This window comes from Streptomyces sp. NPDC089915 (assembly GCF_040684675.1).
Classification (GTDB): Bacteria; Actinomycetota; Actinomycetes; order Streptomycetales; family Streptomycetaceae; genus Streptomyces.
Genome location: NZ_JBFBGN010000044.1, coordinates 1 through 13,338, shown reverse-complemented (window position 1 = coordinate 13,338; position 13,338 = coordinate 1). Strand labels below are relative to the sequence as shown.

Genomic DNA, 13,338 nt, shown 5'->3' with positions numbered 1-13,338 from the left:
TGACGCTCGCCGCACCGGCCGAGGTCACGGGCCTGTCCCTCCGCGGGGGACGGTGCGGCGCGGGTAAGGTGGCCCGGTTGTCCGTCCGGTCGTCCTGAACGCAGTGCGACCGCCACCGAGAGCCCGAACCGGAGACCGTGACTACTACCGCCTCCCACCACCTCTCACCCGCCTTCCCCGGCCGCGCGCCGTGGGGTACCGCCAGCAAGCTGCGTGCCTGGCAGCAGGGGGCGCTGGACAAGTACATCCAGACCCAGCCCCGTGACTTCCTCGCCGTCGCCACCCCCGGCGCCGGCAAGACCACCTTCGCGCTGACCATGGCCTCCTGGCTGCTGCACCACCACGTGGTGCAGCAGGTGACCGTGGTCGCGCCGACCGAGCACCTGAAGAAGCAGTGGGCGGAAGCCGCCGCCCGCATAGGCATCCGGCTCGACCCCGAGTACTCGGCCGGGCCGCTCAGCAAGGACTACCACGGCGTCGCCGTCACCTACGCCGGCGTCGGCGTGCGGCCCATGCTGCACCGCAACCGCTGCGAGCAGCGCAAGACCCTGGTGATCCTGGACGAGATCCACCACGCGGGCGACTCGAAGTCCTGGGGCGAGGCCTGCCTGGAGGCCTTCGACCCGGCGACCCGCCGCCTCGCGCTGACCGGAACCCCGTTCCGCTCCGACACCAACCCGATCCCCTTCGTGACGTACGAGGAGGGCAACGACGGCATCCGCCGCTCCTCCGCCGACTACACGTACGGCTACGGCAACGCGCTGGGCGACGGCGTCGTCCGGCCCGTGATCTTCCTGTCCTACAGCGGCAACATGCGCTGGCGCACCAAGGCCGGCGACGAGATCGAGGCCCGCCTCGGCGAGCCGATGACCAAGGACGCCATCTCGCAGGCCTGGCGCACGGCGCTGGACCCGCGAGGCGACTGGATGCCGAACGTGCTGCGCGCCGCCGACCAGCGGCTCACGGAGGTCCGCAAGGGCATCCCGGACGCGGGCGGGCTCGTCATCGCCGCCGATCAGGACGCGGCGCGCGCGTACGCGAAGCTGATCCGGGAGATCACCGGGACCAAGCCGACCGTCGTGCTCTCCGACGACACCGGCGCGTCGAAGAACATCGACACCTTCAGCGCGAACGACGACCGCTGGATGGTCGCGGTCCGCATGGTGTCCGAGGGCGTCGACGTCCCCCGCCTCGCGGTGGGCGTGTACGCGACGACCATCTCGACCCCGCTCTTCTTCGCGCAGGCCGTCGGCCGCTTCGTGCGATCGCGCAGGCGCGGCGAGACGGCGTCCGTGTTCCTTCCGACCATTCCCTACCTGCTCGGCTTCGCCAGCGAGATGGAGGTCGAGCGCGACCACGTCCTCGACCGGCCGAAGAAGGCGGGCGAGGACGAGGACCCGTACGCCCAGTCCGAGAAGGAGATGGAGGAGGCGAACCGGCAGGAGGACGAGGACACCGGCGAGGACGAGCAGATGTCCTTCGAGGCGCTGGAGTCCGACGCGGTCTTCGACCGGGTGCTGTACGACGGGGCCGAGTTCGGCATGCAGGCCCACCCCGGCAGCGAGGAGGAGCAGGACTACCTCGGCATCCCGGGGCTGCTGGAGCCGGACCAGGTGCAGCTGCTGCTGCAGAAGCGGCAGTCGCGGCAGATCGCGCACAGCCGCCGCAAGCCCGACTCGGAGGCCGACCTGCTGGAGCTGCCGGCCGAGCGGCGTCCGGTGGTTTCGCACAAGGAGCTGCTGGAGCTGCGCAAGTCGCTGAACACGATGGTGGGCGCGTACGTCCACCAGAGCGGCAAGCCGCACGGGGTGATCCACACCGAGCTGCGCCGGGTGTGCGGCGGGCCGCCGAGCGCGGAGGCGACGGCGGGGCAGCTGAAGGAGCGGATCAAGAAGGTGCAGGAGTGGGCCACCCGGATGCGGTGAGCCCGTCGGCGTAGGTGTGGATACGGGAACGGGGTCCGTGCGCGGTGCGCACGGACCCCGTCGCCGTCAGGCGTGGAGCCGGGTCAGCTGGTGACGCGGCGACGACGGCCGGTGCCGGCGACCAGGGCCGCACCCATGGCCAGGGCCACGCCGCCGGCGCCGAGCGCCCAGCTGGTGGCGGCGTCCGCACCGGTCTCGGCGAGCTCGCCGCCGGTGTTGGTGCCGGTGCCCGTGCCGCTGCCGGTGTTGTGGTCGACGATCGGCGTGGTGGTGCCGCCGCCGTTCGGCTTGGTGTCGTTGCCGCCACCGGTGTTGCCGCCACCGTTGTCGTGGCCGCCGGTGTTACCACCGGTGTTGCCGCCCGTGTTGCCGCCGGTGTTGCCACCGCCGTTGGTGCTGCCGGAGACGATCTTCGACTCGGCCCAGGCGGTGTCGGAGTAGACGCCCTCGTCGACGTTGCTGCCGCCGGCCACCGCGATGGCGATGTCGCCCTTCGGCGCGCCCGCGTTGAACTTGACGCGGACCTGGAGGCTCAGGGACTTGACCGGGATCTCGACGTCGTCGGTCAGGAGGGCGACCGGGGTGCCCCCGTCGCTGATGACCTCGACGTCGTGCCAGCCGCCCTGGTAGTAGAGCTGGACGTGGACGTCCTTGGCGCTGAGCTTGTTGGCCTCGTCGGCGACGGCCAGGACGAGCACGTAGCTCTCCTGCGCCTTGCCCTTGGAGTTGTCGACCTTGACGGTGATGTTCGTCCAGTCGCCGCCGGCCTTGAAGGAGCCCGGGACGCCGCCCAGACCCAGGACCGGGCCGGTGGCCTTGTAGTTCTCGTCCTCGTCGACGGGGGCCGGGGCCGGCTTGGCCGGAGCCGGGGCGGGCTTCTCGGCGGCGGGCTTGGCGTCCTTGGCCGGGGCCGGGGTCTCGACGGCCGGCTTCGCGGTGTCCGCGGCCGGGGCGGCCGGGGTCTCCGCGGCGGCGGAGTCGCCCTTGGGGGCCGCGTCCGGGGTGGTGACGGCCGGGTTCTGGACCTCGTCGGCCATCGCGGGCGTGGCCATGAGGACCGTCGGACCCACCACGGCGGCTGCGGCCACGACGGCCATGCGCTTCAGGTTCACTTGGTGCTTCTCTCCCCTTATGTGTTCGGAGCGCGTGTCGCCCCGACCCTCCCCAACATCTTTTTGAACACGATCAGAGTAGTAGGCGTGTAAACCGATTTTCGGTCGAGGGACATTACGAATCGATACAGTCGGGCGGCGAAAAGGGCCGAAACCGGCAGGAGGCGACCGGATTCTGGACGAGGTCTTCCGCTGAGCGGACCCGCTCGCTACTGTCCCCGCAATGAACGCCCCGTGGCAGCGCCGCCGCGGGAGCGCAGCCGGTGCCATGGCCGCTACCGGCGGCCTCTCCGTGCGTCGCCGAGGGACCGGCAGCGCTGACCCCATGAGAGTCACCGCCGTCCACCGACGACACAGAGGGAGAGGCGTTCGTGACTGCGGAAACCTCCCAGACTCTCGACCGAGGGCTCAGAGTCCTCAAGCTCCTCGCGGACACCGACCACGGGCTGACCGTGACCGAGCTCTCCAACCGGCTCGGCGTCAACCGCACCGTGGTCTACCGCCTGCTGGCCACCCTGGAGCAGCACGCCCTGGTCCGCCGTGACCTCGGCGGCCGCGCCCGCGTGGGCCTCGGCGTGCTGCGGCTGGGCCGGCAGGTCCACCCGCTGGTGCGCGAGGCCGCCCTGCCCGCCCTGCGTTCCCTCGCCGAGGACATAGGGGCCACCGCGCACCTGACCCTCGTCGACGGCACGGAGGCGCTCGCCGTGGCCGTGGTGGAGCCCACCTGGACCGACTACCACGTCGCCTACCGGGCCGGCTTCCGCCACCCGCTGGACCGCGGCGCGGCCGGCCGGGCCATCCTGGCGGCCCGTCAGGGCTCGCTGATCGAGCCCGGCTACACGCTCACCCACGGCGAACTGGAGGCGGGCGCCAGCGGCGCCGCCGCGCCCCTGGTCGGCATCACCGGCCTGGAGGGCAGCGTCGGCGTGGTCATGCTCGCCGACGCCGTGCCGGAGCGGGTCGGGCCCCGCGTGGTCGACGCGGCCCGCGAGGTCGCCGACGCCCTCCGCTGACGGAGACCGCCCCGCCCTGCCCCGCCCCGGTGCCCCGGCGCCCCGCGCCGGGGCTCCGCGCCGGGGCTCCGTCCGGCGTGCGCGGCCGCGCTGGGCTGTGTGCGGCGCGGTGCGGGCGGTGCGGGTCGGTAGATTGACCGGGTGCTCTCTCGCCTCACACGTCTGCCGCGTCCCACCGCCCTGGCCGTCTGCGCCGCGCCCGTCCTCGCGCTGTTCGCCGTCGCGGCCCTCGCACCGCTGCCCTTCGTGGTGGCCGTCCCGGGGCCCACGGCCGACGTGCTGGGCTCCGACCAGGGCAAGCCCGTGATCACCGTCACCGGCACCCCCGTCCGGGACACCAGGGGCCAGCTGCGGATGACCACCATCCGGGCCACCGGACCCTCCTCGACGATGCGGCTGCACGAGCTCGTCGACCACTGGTTCAGGACGGACGAGGCGGTCATGCCCAGGGAGGCGGTCTACCCCTCGGGCGGAAGCGACAAGGAGATCGAGCAGCACAACCTGGAGGAGATGAACCAGTCGCAGTCGGCCGCCGCGGCCGCCGCGCTCGGCTTCCTCCACAAGGACCCCAAGTCGGTCAAGGTCGACCTCAACCTCGCCGACGTCGGCGGCCCGAGCGCCGGCCTGCTCTTCACCCTCGGCATCGTCGACAAGATCGACGGGGACGGCAGCGGCGGCGACCTCACGGGCGGCCGCAGCATCGCCGGCACGGGGACCATCAGTGCCGACGGAACGGTCGGCGCGGTCGGCGGGGTCGGGCTCAAGACGCAGGCCGCGCGGCGGGACGGGGCCACCGTGTTCCTCGTGCCGAAGGCCGAGTGCTCCGACGCGAAGTCCGAGCTGCCGGCGGGGCTCCAGCTGATTCCCGTCACTTCGCTGACGGATGCGGTGAACGCGCTGCGGGGGCTGAACCGGGGAGCGGACGTTCCGTCCTGCTGACCGGGGGTGCGGGCCTCTCGTCCAGGCCGCGCCAGGCGGGGAAGAGCAGCGGGGTCAGGGTGGTCAGGAGGTAGGCGCCGCCGAAGGCGAGCAGGGCCCGGCGGACGCCGAAGCCGTCGACCAGGAGGCCCGCCGCGAGACCGCCCATCGGCATGACCAGCTCGCAGCCGGCCGTGGTCACGCCGGAGACCCGGCTGCGCAGCTCCTCGGGCACCCGCTCGAAGATCACCGTCGTCAGGATCGGGTTCAGCATGCCCGCGCCCAGGCCGGCCAGGGCCATCGTCACGGCCAGGGGGAGCGGGGTGTCGGTGACGGCCGCGACCGCGTAGCGGGTGGCGCCCGAGGCCAGGAAGGCGCCCGCGAACACCGCGCGGCGCGGGAAGCGGTCGCCCCACGCCCCGTACAGGAGGGCGCCGAGCAGGGCGAAGCCGCCGAACAGGGAGATCATCAGACCGAGGGCGGTGGCCCCGCCGAGGTCCTCGCGGCCGTGGACCGGCAGGAGGACGGAGGACCAGCCCTGGTCCAGGCCGTTGGTCATCATCACCATGAGGGTGATGCCCAGCAGGAGGCGCGAGCGGGTCAGGAACCGCCAGCCCTCGGCGAGTTCGGCGCGGTAGGAGGCGAACGAGGCCTTCTCGGCGCTGCGTTGGGGTTCGGCGGCGGCCAGGCCGCGTACGAAGACGGAGACCAGCAGTGCCGACGCCGCGAAGGTGGCGGCGTCCATCAGCAGGACGGTCTCCGCGCCGAGGACCGCGATCAGCAGGCCGGCCACGGCGGCCCCGATCATCCGGGCCCCGCGCGAGACGGCGTCGTACAGGCTCGCCGCGCGGGGGACGGTGGTGCCCGCGTGCTCGGCGAGGCTGGGCAGCAGTACGGAGCGGGCGGTCAGGCCCGGGGTGTGCACGAGGCCGCCGACGGCCATCAGCGCGCACAGCATCCAGAACTCCAGCAGTCCCGCGTAGTGCAGCAGCGGGATCGCGCCGACCGAGACGGCGCAGACCAGGTCGGAGGCGGCGGAGACGCGGCGGCGGCCGATCCGGTCGATGACCGGGCCGCCGACGAGGGCCGCGACGACGATGGGCAGGGTGGCGCAGAAGGCGACGATCCCGGCCCGTCCGGCGCTGCCCGTGGTCTGGAGCACGAACCACGGGACGCCGATCAGGGTGAGTGAACTGCCCGCGATGGAGATGGTGTTGGCGGCCAGGACGGCCACGAACGGGCGCCGGCTCATACGGCGTGCCGCTGGACGCGGGCGTGCGGGTGCCCGGGGCGCATCAGCCGGGTCCCGGCGGCGACCAGGGCCTCGCCGAGCCGCTCGCGCAGGGCGGCGGACGCGGGCGCGGCGGCGTCGGCGGCCTCACGGGCGAGGCGCTCGGCGGCGGCGTCGGCGGCGAGTTCGGCGGTGCGGGCGGCGTGTATCCGGGTGTGCGTGAAGGCGTGCATGGCAGGACTCCTTCGGAGCGGGTGGGGGTGGTGAGGGGGAGGGGCGGGGCGGCGGGGCTACGCGTGGCCGCGGCGCGGGAAGGCGTGCGTGTGGAAGCGGACCGTCTCCGTGTCCTCGGCCTGCGGCAGGTCGCGGTAGCCGTTCACCAGGTCGTGCACCTTGTGGATCAGTTCGGTGGCCTGGGCGGGCGTCAGGCGGAGCGTGAAGTCGCTCATGTCCGTCGAAGCCCGCCATTCCCGCGGCCAGTTGTGCGAGTCGCCGAGCCAGGTGTTGAGCTCCTGGGTGTGGATGGTGGCGATCTCGTGCAGGAAGGCGTCGGCGGCGCCGCGCGTCTCCGGGTCGCTCTCGTCGTACATCAGGGTCTCGTCGAAGGCCGTGCCCTGGTGGACCGCCCGCCACCAGCGCTCGCGGCCCTTGCCGTGCCCCGGCGCGTCCTCGACGAAGCCGTGGGCGGCGAGCTGGCGCAGGTGGTAGCTGGTGGCGCCGCTGGACTCGCCGAGCTGCTCGGCCAGCCGGGACGCGGTGGCGGGTCCCTCGTGGCGCAGGGCGGCCAGCATGCGGATGCGCAGGGGGTGGGCGAGGCCGCGCAGGGAGCGGGCGTCCAGGGTGCGGACCGCGGGCTGCTGCGGACCGGCCGGCTGCTCCGGCTCCGGCTGCGGGGTTTCGGTGTTCTTCTCGGGCATGGCTCAACCGTAGGCTTGCAAAGAGTTCTATGCAAGGGTTTCTTTGCAAGCCTTTCTTTGGATGGCGGTCAGTGGTCCTCGGCCGCCTGTTCCACCAGCGGGATGATCCGCAGCGGTACCGGATTTTCCATGACGATCGCCGTCGAGGCCCGGACGATCCCCTCGAAGCCGACCACCCGGTCGATGACCCGCTGGAGGTCGGCGTTGGACCGCGCCACCAGCCGGCACAGCATGTCCCCGTGCCCGGTCGTGGTGTGCAGCTCCAGCACCTCCGGCACCCCGGCCAGGTGGGCCCGTACGTCCGCGCCCTGGCCCTGCTTGATCTCCAGCGTGGCGAAGGCCGTCACCGGGTAGCCCAGGGCCGTCGGGTCCACCTGCGGGCCGAAACCGCGGATGACCCCGTTCGACTGGAGCCGGTCCAGACGGGCCTGCACCGTGCCGCGCGCCACCCCGAGCCGGCGCGAGGCCTCCAGCACCCCGATCCGGGGCTCGCGCGCCAGCAGCACGATCAAGCGTCCGTCGAGTTCGTCGATAGCCATGGAAACCTTCCCTCGATCGGCTGGTCATACTGCACAGATCTCTCAGTCATCCTCGAACCTGGCTGGGCAATATGTACAGCGGAAATGGAAACTATTGCGCAGCTTGTGGAACGGCGGGACGCTGCGCACATGACTGAGACCCTGGACACCACCCCGCAGACCGCGCGTGAGGCCGACCCCTTCCCGGTAAAGGGCATGGACGCGGTCGTCTTCGCCGTGGGCAACGCCAAGCAGGCCGCGCACTACTACTCCACCGCCTTCGGCATGAAGCTCGTCGCCTACTCCGGACCGGAGACCGGCAGCCGGGAGACCGCCAGCTACGTCCTGACCAACGGCTCCGCGCGGTTCGTCCTGACCTCGGTCATCAAGGCGACCACGGACCACGGCCGCTTCCTCGCCGAGCACGTCGCCGAGCACGGCGACGGCGTCGTCGACCTCGCCATCGAGGTCCCGGACGTGCGCGCCGCCTACGCGTACGCGGTCGAGCAGGGCGCGCGCGGCCTCGACGAGCCGTACGAGGCCAAGGACGAGCACGGCACGGTCGTGCTGGCCGCGATCGCCACCTACGGCCAGACCCGCCACACCCTCGTCGAGCGCGTCGACTACACCGGCCCCTACCTGCCGGGCTACGTGGCGCGCGAGCCGCTGGTCGCGGCGCCGGACAAGCGCACCTTCCAGGCGATCGACCACTGCGTCGGCAACGTCGAGCTCGGCCGCATGAACGAGTGGGTCTCGTTCTACAACAAGGTCATGGGCTTCACGAACATGAAGGAGTTCGTGGGCGACGACATCGCGACCGAGTACTCGGCGCTGATGTCGAAGGTGGTCGCGGACGGCACCAAGAAGGTGAAGTTCCCGATCAACGAGCCCGCGATCGCGAAGAAGAAGTCGCAGATCGACGAGTACCTGGAGTTCTACAACGGGCCGGGCGTCCAGCACATCGCGCTCGCCTCGAACGACATCGTCTCGACCGTGCGCACCATGCGCGCGGCGGGCGTGGAGTTCCTGTCCGTGCCGGACACCTACTACGACACGCTCGGCGAGTGGGTCGGCGACACGCGCGTGCCGATCGACGAGCTGCGCGAGCTGAAGATCCTCGCGGACCGCGACGAGGACGGCTACCTGCTGCAGATCTTCACCAAGCCCGTCCAGGACCGTCCGACGGTGTTCTTCGAGATCATCGAGCGGCACGGGTCGATGGGCTTCGGCAAGGGCAACTTCAAGGCGCTGTTCGAGGCGATCGAGCGCGAGCAGGACATCCGCGGCAACCTCTAGCCTCCCCGGGGCTCCGCCCCCGCACCCCCGTGCGCCGAGCGCCGGCCGGGCCCTTCACGGCCCGGCCGGCGCTCGACGCCGTCCCGGGGCTCAGGTGGCCGAGGGGCTCGGCTTCGGCTTCACGGGCTGCGCCGAAGGCTTCGGCTTCGGCTTGGGGCGGGGCTTCGGCATCTCCGGGGCCACCCACGGCGTGCGCGGCTGCATGTTCTCCGGCCCCCCGGGCGCCGGCTGCCCGACCGTGGCCAGGGCCTCCTTCGCCAGCGGGCCGCGGACCGGCGAGAACACCGGGTTCGTCCGCTCGACCTCCTGAAGGTGCCGCCGCGCCGCCGCCTCGTCCCCGAGCCCCTGCTCGATCACCGCCCGGTGGTACGCGAACTCCGCGCTCCGCAGCCCCGGTTCCGTCGCCTTCTTCGCGTACTCCAGCGCCGCCGCGTCCTCACCGCCCCGGTGCAGCGCCCACCCCAGCGCGTCGGCCACCTGCACGCTCTTGTGCCGCTCCCACTCCGCCGACAGGCGGCGCACCGCCGCCGCCGGATCGCCGTGGTCCGCCTCGAACAGGCCCAGCACCACCTCCTGGTCGACCCCGTCCGCCGCACCGCGCGCCGCCAGCACCGACACCGCCTCGTACTGCGCCCGCGCCTCCTGCGGACGCCCCAGCGAGTCCAGCAGCTCGCCCAGCTCCAGCGCCAGCCCCGGCAGCGGCGTACGCCCCAGCGCCAGCCGGTAGTCGCGCACCGCCTCCCCGCTCCGCCCCAGCGCCGCCAGCGCCCGCGCCCGGCCGCCCAGGGCCTCCGCCTGCGCCGGGTCCGTGCGCTGCGCGGCCTCGTACTGGCGCAGCGCCTCGGCCGGGTCGCCCCGCTCCCAGGCCAGCTCCCCGAGCCGGAACAGCACGTACGCCTTCTCCGCCGGGGACTTCGCCGAACCCCCCGCCGCCTCCAGCGCCACCACCGCGTCCTCGCGCCAGCCCCGGTCCCGGTACACCCGGGCCGCCCTCAGGTCCCCGGCCAGGCCCGGCCGCAGCTCCTGGAGCTGCTCCAGCGCCCGCTGCGCGCCCTTGTAGTCGCCCAGGCCCGTGTACGCGTCCACGAGGACCGGGTACGCCGTCCAACGCCGCGGCGCCTGCGCCCGTACCAGCTCACCCCACTTGCGGGCCGTCACGAAGTCCCCCCGGGCGCCGGCCAGCGCGCCCATGCCCGTCATCGCGTCGAAGTTGCCCTTCTCCGCCGGCCGGACCTCCAGCGACCGCTTCAGGGCCCGCTCCGCCTTCGGGAACCAGCCGGAATCGGCCGTCCGCCGGGCCTGTTCCAGGTAGGCCGAGCCCAGCACCGCCCACGAAGCGTCGTCGTCGGGATGCCCGGCGAGCCACTTCTCCCGGTCCGCCACCAGCGCCGTCAGGTCCACCGCCGCCGCCGGGGCGCCCATGCCCACCGCCGACGCGGCCCGTTCGCTCGGCCCCGGCGGGCGGGCGTCGTCGCCCGTGCGGGCGGGGCGGATCAGCAGGGTCGCGGCGATCAGCACCACCGTCACCGCGGCCGCCACCACCGTCTTGCGGCCGGTGAAGGTCACGGGCGGCGCGGGCTGCGGGGAATGCTCGTCGAAACCGTCCATGCGCTCACTGTGCGTCAATATGAAGAGGCCGCCCGGGTGTCCGAAGCCCGCCGCAGCCGTGTTCACACCGATGGCCCCGGCTGCCACTCTGGCCCCATGGACGACGACCACGCCTCCCCGCCCCCCGGTCTCCTCGCACGGCTGCGCGAGGGCCTGCCGCCCGAGGCGCTCCTCACCGACCCGCAGGTGACCGCCGCGTACGCCTCCGACATGGCCGGCTTCTGCCCCGCCGGCAGCCCGGCCGTCGTCGTCCTGCCCCGGACGGTGGAACAGGTGCGGCACGTGATGCGCACCGCCACCGCCCTACGCGTCCCCGTGGTCCCCCAGGGCGCCCGCACCGGCCTCTCCGGAGCCGCCAACGCCTCCGACGGCTGCATCGTGCTCTCCCTGGTGAAGATGGACCGGATCCTGGAGGTCTCCACCGTCGACCGGACCGCCGTCGTCGAGCCGGGCGTGGTCAACGCGGTCCTCTCCCGGGCCGTCGCCGAACAGGGCCTGTACTACCCGCCCGACCCCTCCAGCTGGGAGCAGTGCACGATCGGCGGCAACATCGGCACCGCCTCGGGCGGGCTGTGCTGCGTCAAGTACGGGGTCACCGCCGAGTACGTGCTCGGGCTCGACGTGGTGCTGGCCGACGGACGGCTCCTGCGCACCGGGCGGCGGACCGCCAAGGGGGTCGCCGGATATGACCTGACCCGGCTCTTCGTGGGCTCCGAGGGCACCCTGGGCGTGGTGGTGGAGGCCGTCCTCGCGCTGCGGCCGGCGCCGCCCCGCCAGCTGGCCCTCGCCGCCGAGTTCCCGTCCGTCGCCGCCGCCTGCGCCGCCGTGTGCGCCGTCATGGAGGCGGGCCTGACGCCCTCGCTGCTGGAGCTGATGGACCGGACGACCGTCCGCGCCGTCAACGCCCTCGGCCGGATGGGCCTGCCCGACAGCACGGAGGCGCTGCTGCTGGCCGCCTTCGACACCCCGGACGCGCCCGCCGACCTCGCGGCCGTCGGCGAACTGTGCGCGGCCGCCGGGGCGAGCGCCGTCGTCCCCGCCGAGGACGAGGCGGAGTCGGACCTGCTGCTCCAGGCCCGGCGGATGTCCCTGACCGCGCTGGAGGCCCTGCGGCCCGCGACGATGATCGACGACGTGTGCGTGCCCCGGTCGCGGCTCGCCGACATGCTGGAGGGCACGGCCGCCATCGCGCGGAAGCACGACCTGCTCATCGGCGTCTGCGCGCACGCCGGCGACGGCAACACCCACCCGGTCGTCTGCTTCGACCCCGCGGACGAGGACGAGGCGCGGCGGGCCCGCGAGTCCTTCGACGCCATCATGGCCCTCGGGCTCTCCCTGGGCGGGACCATCACCGGGGAGCACGGGGTCGGGGTGCTCAAGAAGGAGTGGCTCGCCCGCGAACTCGGGCCGGTCGGGCTGGAGTTGCAGCGCGCCGTCAAGCAGGCCTTCGACCCGCTCGGGCTGCTGAACCCCGGCAAGCTGTTCTGAGACCCCGCCGGGCCGGCTCGTGCCGGACCCGCTCGTGCCGGGCCCGTCCGCGCCGGTGCCCGTCCCGCCCGGGCGTCCCCCGCCGGAGGCCCTCACAGGTCACCGTCCGCGGACTCGTCCGAGGGCCACGGGTCGCGCAGCCACAGCTCGTCGGCCGGGGTCGGGGTGAGCAGCTCGGCCAGGGCCTCGTCCAGGCGGAGCCGCTCCGGCTCGGACCCGGGCGGGACCGCGCGCAGGGTGCGCTCCAGCCAGGCCGACACGGCCCCGGCCGGGGCCTCCAGGAGGGCGTCGCCGTCGGGGGAGCTGAGCGCCATGCACAGCACGGAGGTGTTGTCGATCTTCGTGGGCCAGATCCGGACGTCCCCGTGGCCGCAGGGGCGGAACACGCCCTCGACGAGCAGCTCGCGGGCGAAGGTCCAGTTGACGGGGGCGCTGGTGCCGGTGTGGAAGGTGATGTGCACGGCGTAGGGGTCGTCGGTGAGGTAGAGCAGCTTCGCGGGGACGCGGATGCTGCGCTCGGGGGACAGGACCAGCTTGAGTTCGAGCTCGCGCTCGATGACGGGGTGGTGGTGCACGGGGGCCTCACTTCGGTGCGTCGTCCTCGGACGTGGGACGCGGACCGCCCCACACCCGGAGAGAGCGCCGATGTGCCCGGGTATGACGCGACTTCGGGCACCGATTTCGAGGTTGGCCGGAATCTGTCGGATGACCGAAATCAAGGGGTTGGGGCGGAGGCTGGGCCGGGGGTGGGGTGAGGTTCGCTCAAAGGCTTGGAATCTGCCGTTACCGGACCTGTCGGGAGGGGGTTCTTGGCTATGGTCCTCCCCTTGGGTCCTCCCCTGCACAAGCCTTGAGCCACGATCGGAGTTGGGGACATTGACGGCCTCCCCTGGTGACGGCGAGCACGCGGCCCGCGAGGGCTTCTACCCCGATCCGTCCATCCCCGGCTACGTCCGGTACTGGAACGGCGCCGCCTGGGTCCCGGGTACGAGCCGTCCCGCCCCCGCCCGGGTGGACGAGACGGGGCCGGTGTTCCTCGACGAGACCTCCGCGACGGAAGCCCTCCCCGACCCCCGTCCGGCGGTACGGGACGACCACGCGGCCGCGACGGCCTGGCGGGGCGACGGCCCCTGGGGCGGGGCCCCCTCGGGAGCGCCCGCGCCCGACGCCGGGCGGGAGCCGCCCGGGTACGGGGGCTGGCAGGCGGATCCCGCGCACCAGGCAGGGTTCGGCGGGCCCCGCGACGTCCGGGTCTCCTGGGGCGGCCCGGACGTCGGGGAGCCCGAGGACGCCCGGCCCGGCGGGATCTCCC

At 73.2% G+C, this 13,338-nt stretch carries 13 protein-coding genes; 6 read left to right on the top strand and 7 right to left on the bottom strand.

Going from position 1 to position 13,338, the window contains the following annotated elements:
- Nucleotides 1-137 precede the first annotated feature (137 nt).
- Entirely contained in the window at nucleotides 138-1,925 is a 1,788-nt protein-coding gene (locus AB0O29_RS16060) for a DEAD/DEAH box helicase (protein WP_365151997.1), read from the top strand.
- A gap of 83 nt (nucleotides 1,926-2,008) precedes the next feature.
- Here the strand turns inward: AB0O29_RS16060 and AB0O29_RS16055 are convergent, their stop codons facing one another.
- Complete coding sequence (locus AB0O29_RS16055; protein ID WP_365151995.1) at nucleotides 2,009-3,037, bottom strand: hypothetical protein; 1,029 nt, start codon at nucleotides 3,035-3,037, stop codon at nucleotides 2,009-2,011.
- 371 nt (nucleotides 3,038-3,408) lie between these two features.
- On the opposite strand from AB0O29_RS16055, the gene AB0O29_RS16050 reads away from it, so the two are divergent.
- Nucleotides 3,409-4,050, top strand: coding sequence for a helix-turn-helix domain-containing protein (locus AB0O29_RS16050; RefSeq protein WP_007264382.1), 642 nt, complete (start codon nucleotides 3,409-3,411; stop codon nucleotides 4,048-4,050).
- Between the two features lie 141 nt (nucleotides 4,051-4,191).
- Nucleotides 4,192-4,989, top strand: a complete 798-nt coding sequence (locus AB0O29_RS16045) for a S16 family serine protease (RefSeq protein WP_365151993.1) — start codon at nucleotides 4,192-4,194, stop codon at nucleotides 4,987-4,989.
- Here AB0O29_RS16045 and AB0O29_RS16040 read toward each other — a convergent pair.
- From AB0O29_RS16040 to AB0O29_RS16025, 4 genes are all read right to left on the bottom strand, one after another.
- The gene (locus AB0O29_RS16040) at nucleotides 4,919-6,220 is read right to left on the bottom strand and encodes an MFS transporter (protein ID WP_365151991.1); all 1,302 of its coding nucleotides are present in this window, start codon (nucleotides 6,218-6,220) and stop codon (nucleotides 4,919-4,921) included. The two genes, AB0O29_RS16045 and AB0O29_RS16040, sit on opposite strands and share 71 nt — an antisense overlap.
- Nucleotides 6,217-6,432, bottom strand: a complete 216-nt coding sequence (locus AB0O29_RS16035) for a hypothetical protein (RefSeq protein WP_365151989.1) — start codon at nucleotides 6,430-6,432, stop codon at nucleotides 6,217-6,219. Before AB0O29_RS16035 ends, AB0O29_RS16040 begins: the two co-directional genes overlap by 4 nt.
- Nucleotides 6,433-6,489: 57 nt before the next feature.
- Nucleotides 6,490-7,116, bottom strand: coding sequence for a winged helix-turn-helix domain-containing protein (locus tag AB0O29_RS16030; protein ID WP_365151987.1), 627 nt, complete (start codon nucleotides 7,114-7,116; stop codon nucleotides 6,490-6,492).
- A 68-nt stretch (nucleotides 7,117-7,184) separates the two neighbouring features.
- The gene (locus AB0O29_RS16025; protein ID WP_362059080.1) at nucleotides 7,185-7,655 is read right to left on the bottom strand and encodes an Lrp/AsnC family transcriptional regulator; all 471 of its coding nucleotides are present in this window, start codon (nucleotides 7,653-7,655) and stop codon (nucleotides 7,185-7,187) included.
- Between the two features lie 129 nt (nucleotides 7,656-7,784).
- Between AB0O29_RS16025 and hppD the strand changes: the two genes are divergently transcribed.
- The gene (gene hppD, locus AB0O29_RS16020; protein WP_365151985.1) at nucleotides 7,785-8,930 is read left to right on the top strand and encodes a 4-hydroxyphenylpyruvate dioxygenase; all 1,146 of its coding nucleotides are present in this window, start codon (nucleotides 7,785-7,787) and stop codon (nucleotides 8,928-8,930) included.
- A 90-nt stretch (nucleotides 8,931-9,020) separates the two neighbouring features.
- Here hppD and AB0O29_RS16015 read toward each other — a convergent pair whose 3' ends face one another.
- The gene (locus tag AB0O29_RS16015) at nucleotides 9,021-10,538 is read right to left on the bottom strand and encodes a tetratricopeptide repeat protein (RefSeq protein WP_365151983.1); all 1,518 of its coding nucleotides are present in this window, start codon (nucleotides 10,536-10,538) and stop codon (nucleotides 9,021-9,023) included.
- Between the two features lie 96 nt (nucleotides 10,539-10,634).
- On the opposite strand from AB0O29_RS16015, the gene AB0O29_RS16010 reads away from it, so the two are divergent.
- Nucleotides 10,635-12,026 carry an FAD-linked oxidase C-terminal domain-containing protein gene (locus tag AB0O29_RS16010; RefSeq protein WP_365151981.1) on the top strand — a complete coding sequence of 464 codons (1,392 nt, stop codon included), beginning with the start codon at nucleotides 10,635-10,637 and terminating at the stop codon, nucleotides 12,024-12,026.
- Between the two features lie 92 nt (nucleotides 12,027-12,118).
- Here AB0O29_RS16010 and AB0O29_RS16005 read toward each other — a convergent pair whose 3' ends face one another.
- Nucleotides 12,119-12,601: an SsgA family sporulation/cell division regulator gene (locus tag AB0O29_RS16005; RefSeq protein WP_365151979.1), complete on the bottom strand. Its 483-nt coding sequence runs from the start codon at nucleotides 12,599-12,601 to the stop codon at nucleotides 12,119-12,121.
- Nucleotides 12,602-12,902: 301 nt separating this feature from the next.
- On the opposite strand from AB0O29_RS16005, the gene AB0O29_RS16000 reads away from it, so the two are divergent.
- The coding region (locus tag AB0O29_RS16000; RefSeq protein ID WP_365151977.1) for a DUF2510 domain-containing protein at nucleotides 12,903-13,338 on the top strand (436 nt) is incomplete at its 3' end.

Coding starts and splice junctions, on each gene's coding strand:
- AB0O29_RS16010 (WP_365151981.1), top strand. CDS start 10,635: ATGGACGACGACCACGCCTCCCCGCCCCCCGGTCTCCTCGCACGGCTG.
- AB0O29_RS16040 (WP_365151991.1), bottom strand. CDS start 6,220: ATGAGCCGGCGCCCGTTCGTGGCCGTCCTGGCCGCCAACACCATCTCC.
- AB0O29_RS16030 (WP_365151987.1), bottom strand. CDS start 7,116: ATGCCCGAGAAGAACACCGAAACCCCGCAGCCGGAGCCGGAGCAGCCG.
- hppD (WP_365151985.1), top strand. CDS start 7,785: ATGACTGAGACCCTGGACACCACCCCGCAGACCGCGCGTGAGGCCGAC.
- AB0O29_RS16035 (WP_365151989.1), bottom strand. CDS start 6,432: ATGCACGCCTTCACGCACACCCGGATACACGCCGCCCGCACCGCCGAA.
- AB0O29_RS16025 (WP_362059080.1), bottom strand. CDS start 7,655: ATGGCTATCGACGAACTCGACGGACGCTTGATCGTGCTGCTGGCGCGC.
- AB0O29_RS16015 (WP_365151983.1), bottom strand. CDS start 10,538: ATGGACGGTTTCGACGAGCATTCCCCGCAGCCCGCGCCGCCCGTGACC.